This window comes from Romboutsia sp. MSSM.1001216sp_RTP31141st1_G3_RTP31141_220114, assembly GCF_039031195.1.
GTDB lineage: Bacteria > Bacillota > Clostridia > Peptostreptococcales > Peptostreptococcaceae > Romboutsia_C > Romboutsia_C hominis.
Window position 1 is genome coordinate 118,714 of record NZ_JBCIUO010000003.1, and the last position, 15,980, is coordinate 134,693.

Consider the following 15,980-nt stretch of genomic DNA (forward strand, 5'->3'; position numbering starts at 1 on the left):
AATACTTGTAATTATTCCTCTACTTTATTGATTATACTTCAAATTATATTCGAAATCAAATTAATATTATTTTACATAATTAAACTCAAAAACTATATATTTTACTTAGTTGCCAATTTAGTATATAATTCTATTATAGAGTAATTATTTAATATTCTATTACCAAGTTATAATATATTTATTATAATATTGTTCATATAAAAAAGGAGAGATATATATATGGCTGTAAAAATAGTTACCGATAGTACTTCTTATATACCTAATGAGTATATACAAAAATATGACATATCTATCGTCTCATTAAATGTAGTTATGGATAATAACAGTATACGTGAGCTAGATGTAGATAACAAAGTCTTTTATGATGATATGGAAAAATGTGAGGAAATCCCTAAATCATCTCAACCATTTCCCGAAGAAATGTTAGATACATTTGAGAAAATAGTAAAAAATGGAGATTCTATTGTAGGAATATTCTTATCTTCTAAACTAAGCGGAACTTTTTCAAATGCTAACTTAATAAAGAATATGACAATTGAAAATTATCCAGATGCCGATATTACAATAATCAACTCTAAGACTACTTGTATGCAAATGGGATTTGCAGCTATTGAAGGTGCTAAAGCATCTTTAGAAGGAAAATCAAAAGACGAAATAGTTGATATAGTAAATCATACACTTGATAAAAGCAATTTCTTATTTACACCAGAAACACTGGAGTATTTAAAAAAAGGCGGTAGAATAGGTTCAGCTGCTGCCCTTTTAGGTACTTTACTTCAAATAAAACCAATTCTTACTGTTAGAGATGGTATAACTGGAGTATATACTAAAGTTAGAACTAGAAAAAAAGCAATTAATACTATTGCTAATACCGTGTTTGAAGATATCGAAAAAAACGGACTTGGAGATGTTATAGTCCATCATATAAACTGTGAGGAAGATGGATTAGAGCTTGCTAAAGCTTTAGAAGCTAAGTTAAATATTCCTGTTAAAATACAATCTATAGGGCCTATTGTAGGTGTTCATGTTGGACCTGGAAGTATAGGTATTGCTTACTTTACAAAATAATATAATTTTAGGCACTTATTATTTAATAATAGCATTTTATAAATTACATATTTTTCATTTTTATTTAAGTAAATAACTTTTAAATATTATAAAAGGTATGAAATACAAGTTGTATTTCATACCTTTTTATAATATTTATTCATATTTACAATTATTTATTCATAGCCATAAATATTTTTTCTGGAGTCATTGGTAAATCATTTATTCTAACACCTACACCATTGTATATAGCATCTTGTATAGCCGGTGCTGGAGTATTTACAACAACCTCTCCAACAGACTTAGCTCCAAATGGACCTGTTGGTTCATGAGTTTCTACAAAATCAACTATTATATTACCTACATCGCATCTAGCTGGTATTTTATATTGCATAAATGTATTAGTATCCATTTTACCTTTATCCGTATATCTTATTTCTTCAAATAATCCAAGTCCTATACCTTGTACTATTCCACCTTCAACTTGAACTTTAGCAAGATTTTTATTTATAACAGTTCCACAGTCTACTACTGCTACATAATCTATTACATCAACTTTACCGGTTTCTTTATCTATTTCAGTTTCTACAAATCCTGCTATAAATGGAGGAGGTGAAACAGGGCTACCATGAGATGCACATCCCACTAATTGATTTTTTTCAGGCCCTACGGTACAGTCAACAGCTATATCAAATACTAATATAGACTTATTTTCTGTAAATACTTTTTCGCCATCAAACTCTACATCTTCTTTATCTACACCAAGTCTAGTTGCTCCTAAACTCATTATTTTATTTCTAAGTTCATTAGCAGCTTTTACTACTGCCATACCTGTTACATATGTTGTAGATGATGCATATGAACCTGGATCATATGGAACTACATCTGTATCTGCTGCTATTACAGTTATTTTATCCATGGTAGTTTCAAGTATTTCACAAGCCATTTGAGAAAGTATAGTGTCACTTCCCGTACCCATATCCGTTGAGCCTACTAGTAATGTATAATTTCCGTCATCGTTTAATCTTATTTCAGCACTTGCTGTATCTATCCCTGCAATTCCAGAACCTTGCATAGTAAGTGCCATACCAACACTTCTAACTTTTCCATTTCCTAAGTCTTTAGATGGGTATTTTTCATTCCATTTTATAAGATTTTTCCCTTTTTCTATACACTCTTTTAGATCTACTGAATTTAAAGTCTTATCATATGCAAATGAAATTTCTCCTTCATTTACTATATTTTTAAGCCTAAGTTCAGTTGGGTCCATATTTATCTCTTTTGCTAATTTATTTATAGTAGACTCTACTGCAAAACATCCTTGAGTAGCACCATATCCTCTAAATGCTCCTGCTGGCATTTTATTAGTATATACTACATGCCCTTTAAATCTAGATGCTTCTAATTTATTGTACATTGGCATAGTTTTTTCACCTACTAATCCAAATGTAGTCGATGCATGTTCTCCATAAGCACCAGTATCAGATAATGCATCTATATCTATAACTTTTATTATTCCATCTTTAGTGGCACCTATTTTAACATTTAATTTCATAGCATGTCTACTAGTTGAACAATTTTGAGTTTCTTTTCTGTCATAAAGTATTTTGGCTGGTTTTCCAGTTTTAAGTGTAACTATTGCACTAAATATTTCAACACAAGCAGTTTGCTTACCTCCAAAACCACCACCTATTCTTGGTTTTATAACTCTTATCTTACTAGATGGTATGTTTAAAGCTCTCGATAGATGTCGCCTAACATGAAATGGTATTTGTGTAGAACTTACTACTACCAATCTTCCCATATGATCTAGGTAATTATAAGATCTATAAGTTTCCATCATAGAATGAAGTTGTGATTGAGTATAATATGTTTCTTCTATAACTACGTCACATTCATTTAAAGTTTTTTCTACATCTCCTTTAGTATAATTATGAGTTGATACTATATTTTTCTCTCTAATCATACCTATATCAAAGTTGCAATGTCTCTCTTCATCATGAACTAATATATTAGTTTCAGTTGCCTTTTCAAAATCAAGTACTGGTTCTAGTACTTCATATTCTACTTTTATCATATTCATAGCTTTAACTGCTGTTTTTTCATCCTTAGCAGCAACTATTGCAACTTCATCTCCTACATATCTAACAGTATCTTCAAGTATTAATCTATCATATGGCGATGGCTCTGGGTAAGATTGACCTGCTAGTGTAAACCTAGTATCTGGTACATCTTTATATGTAAGTACACATTCCACTCCATCTACTAATAAAGCTCTTTTAGTGTCTATATTTTTTATTTTCGCATATGCATACGGGCTTCTTAGTATTTTTACAACTAAAGCATCTTTTGATGCTAAATCGTCTGTATATACTGGTTTTCCTGTAGCTATTGCCATTCCGTCTATTTTACCTATACTTTTACCTATTATCTTCATTTAATTTACCCCCAGATAAGTTTTAACTGCTCTTAGCTGTCCCATATACCCTGTACATCTACATAGATTTCCAGTTAAGTAGTGTATTATATCCTCTTCTGTAGGATTGTTTAATTCTTCTTTCATTGCTATTACTGTCATTATAAATCCTGGTGAACAAAATCCACATTGTTCAGAACCTTCACTAACTAATATCTTAGCAAAGTCACTAGCTTCCTTTTCTAATCCTTCTATTGTTGTTATCTCTTTATTTATAGCTCTAACTGTTAAAGTTGCACAAGATAGTACTGGCTTTTTATCTATCCATATAGAACATAAGCCACAGCATCCTGTATCACAGCCTCTTTTTACACTTAAGTTCCCTAATTTTCTTAAAGTGTCTACTAAATACTCTTCACATTCTATGTCAACTTTTCTTTTTTTACCATTTACTTTAAGTTCTACTAACATTATATAACCTCCATTATAGCTCTTTTTATAAGTACCCTAGCCATAGCATATCTATATTCTTTAGATGCTTTCATATTAGTTCCAAAAGATAATTCATCAACTGCTATTTGTACAGCCTTATCTATATTTTCGTCAGTTATATTATTGTTCGATAAAAACTCACTTGCATTTTTTGCTTCTTTTGCAACTTGAGGTCTAGCTCCTATACATATTTTAAATGTATTATCTAATTTTGATACTGCTACATTTACTATTGGATAGTCACTTTTAGCATTTCTTAAAGATTTATATGATGCTTTTTTATTATTCTTTTTTATGTATATCTTAGTTAATAAATCTTTTTCATAACCTTTATCTAAAAATTTATCTAAAGTCATTCTTCCTTTACTAAAAGTCTCTACCTCAGTATCTAAACAAAGTAGAGCTATTATTAAATCAGAAAATCCATACTTAGAAAATACTGTAGCACCTACAGTTACAACACTTCTAAATTGAACTCCTATTATATCTCTTACACTGTGGTTTAAAATATCACCAAAGTTATTTTTTATTATATCACTAGTTTCTAATTCTCTAAATGTTGTCATAGCACCTATTTCAACATAATCTTCATCTTCTTTTATATAATCTAAATTTAAATTAGATAACTCTATTCCTGTGCCTATTCTTTTTTTACCCATCCTTAAAAAAGCACTTCCACCTATTATCTGATTATTTTTTCTTTTCATTAATATGGCATATGCTTCTTCTATTGTTGTCGGTTGAACAATGTCTGTAAGTGTAAACATATTTCCTCCCCAATTTGTATTAGTTTTGATTAATTATACCATATTTTAGCCATTCTAGACAATAAAATTCGTTATATATACTAACGTTTATTTTACATTTAAAAAGTAAGTTCGATTTTATTTAACTTAAAATATATTTACTATTTTTAATAAAAAAAGTCATTCTAAATATTTTTTAGAATGACCTTTAAATTTAAATATTAAGCAAAAGCTTCATTTCCTATAGCTAATTCTTTTATAGCTTCTATAACTCCATTTTCATCATTGGTTTTTGTTACAAACCTTGCTTTTTCTTTTATTTTATCCTCTGCGTTTCCCATTGCAAAACTATAGTAAGCCGATTCCATCATCTCTAAATCATTCATATGATCTCCAAATACCATAGTTTCTTCATATGATATATTAAATTTTTTTTGTATTACTTTTATAGCTTGCTTTTTATTTCCATTAGATTCACATATATCTAGACTATTAGGCCCAGACATAGATATACTTAAATCTTTCTTATAATCTTTAATATTTGTTAACACGTCTTTTATTATATTTTCATCTGCAAAAACACTAACCTTCATTATACTATCATTTATCTTGGTTATATCTTCTACAACCTCAACATCTGTATTCCATGCTTTACAAGCTATCTTAACCTTCAAACTTTCACTATATGTTTTTTCTTTTCCACAAAATATAGTATTATGATTAGCATATTTTCTTATAATGTTTGATATACTTTTTAATTTTTTCTTATCTATATAATTTTCATATAAAACTTCGCCCTTATAGACAACTAAATTTCCATTGTTAGGTGCAAGTATTATATTATCTATTATTTCTTTCTTAAATATATTAGTTAAAGACTGTATTTCCCTACCACTTACTGCTGCAAATAGTATGTTATTAGAATTAAGTTGTTCTAAAACTTCATAAAATTCTTTATCAACACATTTATTTGAGTCAAGTAGTGTCCCATCCATATCTGAACCGATTAATTTTATCATACCCTTTACTCCTTGCCATATATTTTGTAAATTTATTGTATATCACTTATACAACATTATATAATAATTATAAACTTTTAGAAAGGATTGTGCTTTATGAAAATAGTTTCATCAAAAAAAGATCTAGATATAGCCCTTAACGATAGCGAAAATAAAATTGTAGTTAGTAATTTTAAAATTGTAAATTCTTTAAAGTTGCTTAACAATATTAATATAACGCATGCACAACGAAACAGATGCAAATATACCCTAGAAAATAATATAGATGATTCGGCATTCTTAGGATTTATAGGTTTTGCACCAATAATATCTGAAATAGGAAACGTTTCATTCTTAAATTCTATGGGTATAATTTCTAGTGTAGGTTTACATCAAATACTTATAATATTAAGTCATTATACTATAAAATATGACGATAAAAACAATAATATTATATTAACTAAGATATAATAATTCATAATAAATTAATTTTAGGAGGGCTTATGATTATAAATATAACCGATTTAGCAAAAAATGCGTTAGATAATTTATTTATAGAGTATAATGTTGATTTAAAAAATATAAGACTTTATTTAAAAGAAATTGCATGACATGGACCTATATTTGACTTGGCTCTGGATGAGGCAAAAGAAAATGATAATATATTTAAAGTAGATGGGTATAATGTAATAATTGATAAGGATTTATCTACTAAATTTAGCGTTGTTAACATCTATTATAATTCATTTGAATATTATGGTAATTTTAAAATAACAACTGATTTTATATGGAAAGATGAATACCATTACTGCGATTGGTCTAAAAAATGGTAAAAAATACCCTAGCTTACTAGGGTATTTTTTATATTAGTCTTATGTCTTTATAAAATTTCTTGTTTATAAAAAGTTTAGTTAATATTTAATTTTGTTGTAATTTAAAATCCTTATTACCTAAGACTCTTATTCAAACAAGCTTAAATAGTCTTCATATCCTTCTTCTTTCATTTTCTCTTTAGGTATAAAGTTTAAGGATGCTGAATTTATGCAGTATCTAAGACCACCTTTTTCTTTAGGGCCATCATCAAATACATGACCTAAGTGAGAATTGGCCTTGCTACTTCTAACTTCTGTTCTGAACATACCATGAGAAAAATCACTTTTTTCCATTATAGAATTTTTATTTACTGGCTTTGTAAAACTTGGCCATCCACATCCTGAATCAAATTTATCTTTTGATGAAAATAAAACTTCACCACTTACTATATCTACATATATACCTTCTTCTTTATTATCAAAATACTTATTTTTAAATGCAGGTTCAGTCTTATCATTTTGTGTTACTTCAAATTGAATTGGAGTTAGTTTCTTTTTTAGTTCTTCTCTATTAAAATTATTTTTATCCCAATTTTCCTTTATAAACTTATATCTACCTGATCCTACATAATACATATAGTAATGATTTGGATTTTTCTTATAATAATCTTGATGATAGTCTTCCGCTTCGTAAAATTTAGTAGCTTCTCTTATCTCTGTAACTATTTCAGAATCAAATACCTTACTATTTTCTAGTTTTTTCTTTGATCTAGTAGCAATCTCTTTTTGCTCTTTATCATGATAAAATATTACAGTTTTATATTTTTCTCCTCTATCATTAAATTGACCATAACTATCTGTTGGGTCTATTTGTTTCCAATATATATCTAAAAGTTCATCATAACTTATTACTTCATCATCATAAGTAACTTCTATAGCCTCTATGTGGCCTGTTTTATCACTACAAACTTCTTCATATGTAGGATTTTTCGTGTGTCCTCCAGTATATCCTGATACAACTTTAAGTACTCCATCATATTTATCAAAAGGTTTTACCATACACCAAAAACATCCACCTGCAAAAGTTGCCTTTTTTATCAAACTTATCACTCCTTATAAAATATATACGTTATTTATTCCCTTTTTCTACATTAGATAATCTCCTTTTTATATAGTCTTTTTCTAAAGATATTTTATAATCTTCATATATATTAGCACTATTATTATTTAATATATTTTTTATTTAGATTTATAAATCTTATGTAGTAGTATACAGAAAGTGTCGTTATGACCAATCCTAAAATCAAGTACATATGTATTGTTGATGTAGTCATATCTATATTTTTATTTATCTTAGATTCTTGTGGTAACTTTAAAACTATAGACATTGAGTTATTTATAATATGTAAAAAAATTGGAATTAAGATATTTTCATATTTTATATATAATATACAAAGCACCCCTCCAAACAAACTTGCAAGTATAGATTTATCTATGCTATGACCTATTCCGAATAAAATAGATGATATTAATATACCAATTTTATAATTATATTTTTTAGATATACTGATAAATAATACTTTCCTAAATATTATTTCTTCTAATATTGGTCCTATTATTGCTACACTTACTATCATTATAATAATATTTCCTGTATATATTGGATCACCTGATGATGTTAATAAGCTATTTTCATATGGTTTATAAGTTAACATAGCTATAGATATTAATAGCAATGTAACTCCTAAGCTTAACATAATGGAGTTTATATATCGTCCTATTATTTCTTTTATGTCTAATTTTTCTTTGAAATCTATGTAAGATTTTTTTATATCATCTATTGATATCCCTAAATATAATAATAAAATTATTATAGATATTACCTGAGTACAAATAATAAATACCTTATTTCTATCATCATATATAGATAGATTCATAAGAATACCTATATACTTATAATTAAAGGTTAGTACTATTAAAAATGATATTACTTGTATTAATATAAAATCTATTATTTTTATATCACTCTTTCTCCTCATAAAATGTCTCCTAGTTCATATATGATTTTTACATTTTAATACTTCCCTTTATATTATATCATTAGATATCAATTTTAAATTAATATTATTTATCATTAACTTAAAATAAAATATTACTATTGTTTATATACAAGCTACTTACCTAAATTTAAATGTATAACTTTATTTTAAATAAAAAAGAGCTTATATATTAATCTATATAAACCCTTTTTATTTATTTATTTATCAAGTTCTAAATATGCTTCTAATCCTTCTTTTAAAATTTTAGATGCCTTAGCTAAATCTTCTTTATTTAATATATATGCAAGTCTTATCTCATCTTTTCCAAGACCTTCTGTTGCATAAAATCCTTCAGCAGGACAAGGCATAACTGTTTCTCCATCTATATCAAAATCTTTCAATAACCATTTTACAAAATCATCAGCACTTTTAACTGGTAATTTAGCAACTATATAAAATGCACCAGTTGGTTTTTTACATATAACTCCAGGTACTTTTACAAGTTCATTATATAATACGTCTCTTCTTTCCTTATATTCTTTATTCACATCTTGTAGATAAGATTTATCAGTTTTATAAAGTTCTACAGCTCCTATTTGCTCTAAAGTAGGTACTGATAGCCTAGCTTGACATAATTTTAATATTTGTGCCATAAATTCTTTATTTTTAGATGCTAGTGATCCTATTCTAGCTCCACAAGCACTATATCTTTTAGATACACTGTCAACTATTATAACTCTATCTTCTACTTCTTTAACACTTCCTAAACTAGTATATTCTCCATCATATACAAACTCTCTATAAACTTCGTCTGCTATTATCCATAAATCATGTTCTTTAGCTATATCACTAATCATTTTTATTTCTTCCTTAGAGTAAACTACTCCTGTTGGATTGCCTGGGTTTGAGAATAATATAGCACGAGTTTTTGAGTCTATCTTTTCTACTATTTCTTCCTTTTTAGGTAAGTGGAAACCATTTTCTGCAAGTGTAGTTATTGGCTTGATCTCAACACCTACTGAATTTGCAAAACTATTGTAGTTTGAGTAAAATGGTTCTGGTATTAATATATTGTCTCCTTCATTACATAAAGCTATCATGCAGAAAAATAATGCTTCACTACCACCATTTAATATAAGTATATCTTCCTTTTCAAAATCTATATTATATTCATTATAGTATCTTTTTATAGCTTCTCTAAGTTCGTCTAACCCTTCTGATAAAGCATACTCTAATACATCTTCTTTGTTGCTTGAAATAGCTTCAAAGAAACTTTTAGGTGTTATTATATCGGGTTGACCTATATTAAGATGATAAACCTTTTTTCCTTTTTTCTTGGCTTCTGCTGAATAAGTTAATAATTCCATTATAGTAGAAGCTGGTACTGATTTTATTCTTGAAGAAATATTCATAACGTTTGCCTCCTAATGATTCATTGTCAGTTATTTTATTTTTGATATCTAATTAACGTTTCATCTATATTCTAACATAAATATAATTTTTTTTTAATGTTTTTACATATTTACCCAAAAGTAATTATTTTCAATATATTAAGTAAATTTACTTAATATATTGAATTTTATTGTCTATATGTATATATTTATAAATGTAAGTGTAGTATTTAACTTAATAATTTTATATTAGTACTAGGAGGAATATTTATGACAAATTTAGTTAGCCCTAATTGGTTAAAAGAAAATATGGATAATAAAGACTTAGTTATAGTAGATTGTAGGTTTGACTTAATGGACAAAGAATACGGTAAAAAAAGCTACAATGAGAGCCATATAAAAAATGCAGTAAGAGTTGATATAGAAAATCAGCTATCTAGTGAGGTTAAAATCCATGGTGGTAGACATCCTCTTCCTAGTGTAGATGACCTAGTAAATACCTTTAAAAGTATAGGGATAGATAATAATTCTATAGTTGTAGCATATGATGAGGGTGATTTAGCAGGGCCTTCTAGATTATGGTGGATATTAAAGTATCTAGGTCATGATAAAGTTTATGTTTTAAACGGAGGTATAAATGAATTTAAAAGCATTGGTGGAGAAATTACTAATGAAATACCAAAAACTAAAATAGGTAACTTTAAAGCTACTGTAAACAATAATATGAGAGTTGATATGAATTATGTAAAAGAGAGATTATATAATAAGGATATTGCTATCATAGATTCCAGAGAATATAAAAGATACTTAGGTGAATTTGAGCCAGTAGATAAAAAAGCTGGACATATACCTAGTGCCAAGAACTATTTTTGGATGGATGTATTAAATAAGGACAATGAGTTTATAAACTTAAAATGTTTAGATGATTTAAAAAGACACTTTGAAAAGTTAAATGATTATAAGGAAATTATAGTTTATTGTGGTTCTGGTATAACAGCTTGTCCTAATAGTTTAGCTCTTAGTGAAGTTGGTATATGCCATAAAGTATATCCTGGAAGTTTTAGTGACTGGATAAGTTATGATGAAAATGAAGTTAGTACTTTAAGCGAATAAATTAAAAAGCATGTTAGGTAATATCAACTAACATGCTTTTTAATTTAAATTATTATTTCTTATCGTTATCCACAACAACTTTATTTTTTCCTGTATTTTTAGCTTTATACATATTTTCATCTGATTTTTTTAAGGTATTTTCATAATGTATATTTGAAAAAGCCACTCCTATACTTACAGTTGTTTTTATATCCTTGCTCCAACTTATACCTTCTACTGAAGACCTAATCATTTCAGCTAAAAGTAATACTTCTTCTTTTATTTTATAACAGGATATTATTACAAATTCTTCTCCACCATACCTACATAAATAAGTGTGTTCTTGCAATAATTTTTTTATGGTATTAGTTATAACTTTTAAAACTTCATCTCCAAATTGATGCCCATAAGTATCATTTATATATTTAAAATTATCTATATCTATCATTACTATAGAGAATTTTATATTTTTATCCAATAATTCCTCATATTTACTATCAAAATAAGCTCTATTGTGTGTATTTGTCAGTTTATCTTGTAATGTTAAATGTTTCATACTTATTAATCTATTTTTATTATACATATGTATTACGACAAATATAATACTTCCAAATAGTATTATTATAAATAGAAACTTTATCATATTATTTTCCTTCTCTAACTTGTACTCTTTACTAGCTTGCTCTATTATATAATATGAATAATCTTTATATCTATTGTCTTCAGATTCTTTTATTACCTCAAGTAACTTATCTGTATATAAATTTGCTTCATTATATTTTTTTTGTTCTTCTAATAATTTTATTAATCTTGTTAAGGCATACCTTATGTCCTGTTCTCTATTTTTTTCATATTCATCTTCTTTAAGTACTTCTTTATATGTATATACTGCCTTATCAATATCTCCAATAGCCTCATAATATTTACCCGTAGCAAGTTGATATATAGTTTTTCTATTTCCTACCATTAACTTTTCATTATTTAACAGTTCTTTAGATTTATCTAAATATATCTTTGCTTGTTTTGAATTATTTTCTGATAAATAGATTGAAGATTTTATAGTATATATCAATATATTTAAATCGTAATATTCATTTACATCTATATAATTACTATATTTTTCTACCTCTTCTACGTATTTTTTTGCATTACTATACTCATTGTTTTTTAAATATATTTCAGCTATGTTTAAATTTCCATACACTTGTATAAATTTATTTTTATATTCATCATTAATTTTAACGGCAAGTCCATCTTTTATACTCTTTATTCCGGTACTTTCACCTTCTATCTCCGAAAACAATACACCTAGATCTACTAAGCATTTAGCTTCATTAAATTTGTCATCCCTTTTTTTAGATAATATTAGTGTGTTTAATATATACCTAGATGCTTTTGCATAGTTTTGTTCTAGTAAATACGCACTTTGAAGTTTACTGGATACTATAAATTTAGAATTTATTGATAAGTACTTACTTTGTTCCATTGTAGTTAGTATGTTTATAACTTCTTTTAATCCTCTTTCTGTATTTCTAATATAATCAGTCATTTGAATTATATATTCACATACTATGTTGTAATCTTTAGGCTTTATTTTTGAAAATTCATTTTTAAAGATATCTATTGCTTTATTATATTGTTTATCATATGTATTTTTTTTTATTTTACTTTCTATTTGCATAATCTCATTTTTTATATTTTGTTTATGTGCCCCATATGATAATGATATACATGTAGCAATAGCTATGATTATATATATTATTTTTCTTATTTTTACTCCCCCCAAAATATATCCTTTCTTTTTTGTATAGATATTCCTAAACTTCTTACAGTTTATATTTTATCATATTTTTAAATTTTGTCATGTTTTACATTTTTATTTAATTATTCTTTATATATCAAACTATCTTCATAGTTACTTTTATAATAAAAAACTCCCTATTTCTAGGGAGTTATTGTTATAACCTGTTACTTTTTATATCTTTTTGTATCTTCTTTAAAGCTTTTTTAGAGCCTCTTTTTATATCTTTCTCTAATTTTCTTTCCTTGTAACTTACAAATAAAGAGTTTAAATCATAGTCTCTAGGGTATAAATCAATAGCTTTTAGATTTAAGCTAATTCTTTTTATATTTACATCTATTATCTCTTCATTATACAATACCTTGACGTTGTTAAACTTATCTACACCTTCATATACTATAGCAAATTCATCTTCATCTAGTAATTTTACTCTATCTCCCATTTCATAATTAGGTATATCTTTTAATACTTCTAATGCTTCTTCTGTTTTATTAATTTTATTTCTATCTACTAAGTCAAGGTTGTAATTTTTACTTTCTATATATCTTTTAGCTCTACTTAGTACTTTATCTCTTATACCCATTTTCTTTGATATAAATAAAGCATTACTATCCTCTGATTTACCTATAGTAAGTTTATATAATGGTTCTAATGTATCTTTATCAAACATCATTCCTGCATTTTCAAACTCTGGATGCATTGTTGCAAAATGTTTAATCTCTGCATAATGAGTTGATGCTACAATTATAGATCCCATTTTATATAGCTCTTCAAGTATTGATATTGCAAGACCCGCACCTTCATTAGGCTCAGTTCCTGACCCAATTTCATCAAATAATACTAATGTTGACTTATTTGACGCATTTATAATGTTTGCTATATTTTGTATGTGAGATGAAAATGTACTTAAAGAATTCTCTATGCTTTGATTATCTCCTATATCAACAAATATCTTCTCAAATACGCTTATTTCAGTATTTTTATCTGCACATATATCAAATCCACATTGAGTCATAAGAGTTAAAATTCCAACTGTTTTTAAAGCTACAGTTTTCCCTCCTGCATTAGGTCCTGTTATAACTAAGCTTCTATAATCCTTACCTATTACAAAATTAAGAGGAACCACATCACCTTTAAGTAGTGGATGTTTTCCATTTATTATATTTATATATCCATAGTTATTTAGTTTAGGTGTTATTCCTTTTATAGAATCGCTATATTTAGCTTTTGCAAATACCATATCATATTCTGCAATTATCTCTATATTTATTTTTATATTTTGTATTTTTTCATAAATAAGGTCTGTTAAATAAGAAAGTACCTTGTATTCTTCTATAGATTCTTCTGATTTTAAAGTTATAAGCTCTATACTAAATTTTGAGACACTATTAGGTTCTACAAAAACTGTATTTCCTTTTGATGATGTATCTAATACTACACCATCTACCTCATTTTTATATGATGCTTTAATAGGTATTACATACCTTTCATCTCTTTTACTTATTATAAATTCTTGTATATATTTTTCGTTTCCTGATGCTGTTAAAAACTTGTTTAATCTTTCTCTTATTTTTCCTTCAGCAACTTCAATATTTCTTCTAATTTTTTTTAATTCTTTACTAGCATTAGAATCTACTTTATTTCCTTTTATACAATACTTAATTTCTTCCTCTATACTTTTACACTCTGTTATATTAAGTGCATAAGAACTTAATGTAGGGGAATAAAATTCTTTATCTATCATAAAAGATTTTATCTTTTTACATCCTCTTAAAAAATCTTCAATACGTATAAGTTCTGTAGGCTCTAGTATCATTCCTTTTTCTACTTTTTCTATAATCGGCATTATATTAAAAAGTCCTTCTAAAGGTATATGATTGCTATTTTCTATTATTTTTCTAGCTTCATTATTTTCATTTAACCTTCTTTTAACTACTTTATAGCTACTACTTGGCATTAATTTATCTATAAGTTCTTTTCCAAGTGAGCTTACGCAATATATTTTAACTAACTCTTTAACTTCGTTTAATTGTAATTTTTCATATGTTTGTGTGTTCATTTTTATCTCCTTTATTTATCAGCTTTTATTCTTAAAAGGCTTCTTGATAAATAAGGACTTTTATTATTGCTCCTTATTTATCAAGAAGCTCACACACACTCTCAAAATATTTATTTTTTTTCAAAAAAATCCTCTCCTTCCTTAATACATTTTATTATCTCATATAAATAGGGTACTTTCAATTTATCATAATCATTTATAATATTTTTATATTAAAACATTATTTAATTAAATCAAATACTATTTTATTAATAAAAAAGTACTGGAAATTTTTAATTCCCAGTACTTTTGTTTAAAATATTTATGCAACCTCATAAAATTCTTCTACAGAACTATCTTCTTTTTTATTTATAATTATATATTCTATACTTAAAACTATATTAAAAATCATCATAACTATAAATCCATATAAAAATGGGTTTAAATTATTGCCTATACCAATAGGTGATGATTTCATATATGCATAGTTAGCATTTATTGTTCTATCAACAAAAAATATTACTATATGATATAAATTTGTTGTAATAAGTATTTTCTTAAAATCATCTTTACTCATACCTATTTTCTTTACAAATAGTAAATAAACAGATCCCCAAAGTAATAGTATATGACCTATAAAATATGAGAATTGAGTTATATGAGGGAATAAAAAAGGATCTAGCCCTAAAAATATTAACGCTGATATTGAACCAAACATTCCCCAATAAGATCCCATTTTGCAAATGAAATCTTTCTTAAAAATCAATCCTATTGCCAACATAAGTATTGCTATCCTACAATGAAATAATGGTAGACCTTCTCTGATAAAATTATAGTTTCCAACAAAGTACCAAAGATATAATGTTAATTGTTGAACTAATAATATACTACCAGTAAAAACTTCAAATAATCTACTTTCCTTTTTTGATTTTATAATAAGTAAACTACCAAAAAAAGCTGTCAATAATAATATTATGTGTATAATTCCAAAGTTAACAAAATTATTTTGTTCTGTAGATGTCCTAAAAAAATAATAAAATTTACCCATGTATGTCTCCTTAATTTGATTGTATACCTTCAATATTATAAATTGCTATAAGCTTTTTTG

Annotated in this window: 14 protein-coding genes; 4 read left to right on the forward strand and 10 right to left on the reverse strand. The window is 26.4% G+C overall.

Features of this window, described 5'->3' with window-relative positions; translation table 11 throughout:
* Nucleotides 1-219: 219 nt before the first annotated feature.
* Nucleotides 220-1,068, forward strand: coding sequence for a DegV family protein (locus tag ABCP60_RS07470; protein WP_343101544.1), 849 nt, complete (start codon nt 220-222; stop codon nt 1,066-1,068).
* 151 nt (nt 1,069-1,219) lie between these two features.
* Here the strand turns inward: ABCP60_RS07470 and ABCP60_RS07475 are convergent, their stop codons facing one another.
* The 4 genes from ABCP60_RS07475 to ABCP60_RS07490 all read right to left on the reverse strand — a co-directional run bounded on the left by ABCP60_RS07475 (nt 1,220) and on the right by ABCP60_RS07490 (nt 5,720).
* Nucleotides 1,220-3,484, reverse strand: a complete 2,265-nt coding sequence (locus tag ABCP60_RS07475; protein ID WP_195238190.1) for a molybdopterin cofactor-binding domain-containing protein — start codon at nt 3,482-3,484, stop codon at nt 1,220-1,222.
* Nucleotides 3,485-3,934 (reverse strand): 2Fe-2S iron-sulfur cluster-binding protein, encoded by a 450-nt coding sequence (locus ABCP60_RS07480; protein WP_092925355.1) that lies wholly within the window; start codon nt 3,932-3,934, stop codon nt 3,485-3,487.
* A complete protein-coding gene (locus tag ABCP60_RS07485) occupies nt 3,934-4,722 on the reverse strand; it encodes an FAD binding domain-containing protein (RefSeq protein ID WP_343101545.1) in 789 nt (262 codons plus the stop codon). The genes ABCP60_RS07480 and ABCP60_RS07485 overlap by 1 nt, the downstream gene beginning before the upstream one ends.
* Nucleotides 4,723-4,922: 200 nt before the next feature.
* Nucleotides 4,923-5,720 (reverse strand): HAD family hydrolase, encoded by a 798-nt coding sequence (locus tag ABCP60_RS07490; protein WP_092925350.1) that lies wholly within the window; start codon nt 5,718-5,720, stop codon nt 4,923-4,925.
* Between the two features lie 96 nt (nt 5,721-5,816).
* On the opposite strand from ABCP60_RS07490, the gene ABCP60_RS07495 reads away from it, so the two are divergent.
* Nucleotides 5,817-6,170: a hypothetical protein gene (locus tag ABCP60_RS07495; RefSeq protein WP_166505583.1), complete on the forward strand. Its 354-nt coding sequence runs from the start codon at nt 5,817-5,819 to the stop codon at nt 6,168-6,170.
* Nucleotides 6,171-6,328: 158 nt separating this feature from the next.
* The gene (locus tag ABCP60_RS07500; RefSeq protein ID WP_092925346.1) at nt 6,329-6,532 is read left to right on the forward strand and encodes a hypothetical protein; all 204 of its coding nucleotides are present in this window, start codon (nt 6,329-6,331) and stop codon (nt 6,530-6,532) included.
* A 126-nt stretch (nt 6,533-6,658) separates the two neighbouring features.
* Here ABCP60_RS07500 and msrA read toward each other — a convergent pair whose 3' ends face one another.
* The 3 genes from msrA to ABCP60_RS07515 form a co-directional block, all read right to left on the reverse strand.
* Nucleotides 6,659-7,612, reverse strand: coding sequence for a peptide-methionine (S)-S-oxide reductase MsrA (gene msrA / locus ABCP60_RS07505; RefSeq protein WP_166505584.1), 954 nt, complete (start codon nt 7,610-7,612; stop codon nt 6,659-6,661).
* Nucleotides 7,613-7,734: 122 nt separating this feature from the next.
* Nucleotides 7,735-8,550, reverse strand: coding sequence for a CPBP family intramembrane glutamic endopeptidase (locus ABCP60_RS07510; protein WP_092925344.1), 816 nt, complete (start codon nt 8,548-8,550; stop codon nt 7,735-7,737).
* 218 nt (nt 8,551-8,768) lie between these two features.
* A complete protein-coding gene (locus tag ABCP60_RS07515) occupies nt 8,769-9,962 on the reverse strand; it encodes a pyridoxal phosphate-dependent aminotransferase (protein ID WP_092925342.1) in 1,194 nt (397 codons plus the stop codon).
* A 249-nt stretch (nt 9,963-10,211) separates the two neighbouring features.
* On the opposite strand from ABCP60_RS07515, the gene ABCP60_RS07520 reads away from it, so the two are divergent.
* Nucleotides 10,212-11,054, forward strand: a complete 843-nt coding sequence (locus tag ABCP60_RS07520) for a sulfurtransferase (protein ID WP_166505585.1) — start codon at nt 10,212-10,214, stop codon at nt 11,052-11,054.
* 52 nt (nt 11,055-11,106) lie between these two features.
* On the opposite strand, the gene ABCP60_RS07525 is transcribed toward ABCP60_RS07520, so the two are convergent.
* From ABCP60_RS07525 to ABCP60_RS07535, 3 genes are all read right to left on the reverse strand, one after another.
* On the reverse strand, nt 11,107-12,819 hold the full coding sequence (locus ABCP60_RS07525; RefSeq protein ID WP_195581577.1) for a GGDEF domain-containing protein: 1,713 nt from the start codon (nt 12,817-12,819) through the stop codon (nt 11,107-11,109).
* A gap of 172 nt (nt 12,820-12,991) precedes the next feature.
* Complete coding sequence (locus ABCP60_RS07530) at nt 12,992-14,893, reverse strand: endonuclease MutS2 (RefSeq protein ID WP_343101546.1); 1,902 nt, start codon at nt 14,891-14,893, stop codon at nt 12,992-12,994.
* Between the two features lie 301 nt (nt 14,894-15,194).
* On the reverse strand, nt 15,195-15,920 hold the full coding sequence (locus tag ABCP60_RS07535; protein WP_343101547.1) for a TIGR02206 family membrane protein: 726 nt from the start codon (nt 15,918-15,920) through the stop codon (nt 15,195-15,197).
* Nucleotides 15,921-15,980: the final 60 nt, after the last annotated feature.

Excerpts from the sequence above, each read along its gene's own strand:
- ABCP60_RS07470 (WP_343101544.1), top strand. The coding sequence starts at position 220 with ATGGCTGTAAAAATAGTTACCGATAGTACTTCTTATATACCTAATGAG.
- ABCP60_RS07475 (WP_195238190.1), bottom strand. The coding sequence starts at position 3,484 with ATGAAGATAATAGGTAAAAGTATAGGTAAAATAGACGGAATGGCAATA.
- ABCP60_RS07480 (WP_092925355.1), bottom strand. The coding sequence starts at position 3,934 with ATGTTAGTAGAACTTAAAGTAAATGGTAAAAAAAGAAAAGTTGACATA.
- ABCP60_RS07485 (WP_343101545.1), bottom strand. The coding sequence starts at position 4,722 with ATGTTTACACTTACAGACATTGTTCAACCGACAACAATAGAAGAAGCA.
- ABCP60_RS07490 (WP_092925350.1), bottom strand. The coding sequence starts at position 5,720 with ATGATAAAATTAATCGGTTCAGATATGGATGGGACACTACTTGACTCA.
- ABCP60_RS07495 (WP_166505583.1), top strand. The coding sequence starts at position 5,817 with ATGAAAATAGTTTCATCAAAAAAAGATCTAGATATAGCCCTTAACGAT.
- ABCP60_RS07510 (WP_092925344.1), bottom strand. The coding sequence starts at position 8,550 with ATGAGGAGAAAGAGTGATATAAAAATAATAGATTTTATATTAATACAA.
- ABCP60_RS07515 (WP_092925342.1), bottom strand. The coding sequence starts at position 9,962 with ATGAATATTTCTTCAAGAATAAAATCAGTACCAGCTTCTACTATAATG.
- ABCP60_RS07520 (WP_166505585.1), top strand. The coding sequence starts at position 10,212 with ATGACAAATTTAGTTAGCCCTAATTGGTTAAAAGAAAATATGGATAAT.
- ABCP60_RS07530 (WP_343101546.1), bottom strand. The coding sequence starts at position 14,893 with ATGAACACACAAACATATGAAAAATTACAATTAAACGAAGTTAAAGAG.
- ABCP60_RS07535 (WP_343101547.1), bottom strand. The coding sequence starts at position 15,920 with ATGGGTAAATTTTATTATTTTTTTAGGACATCTACAGAACAAAATAAT.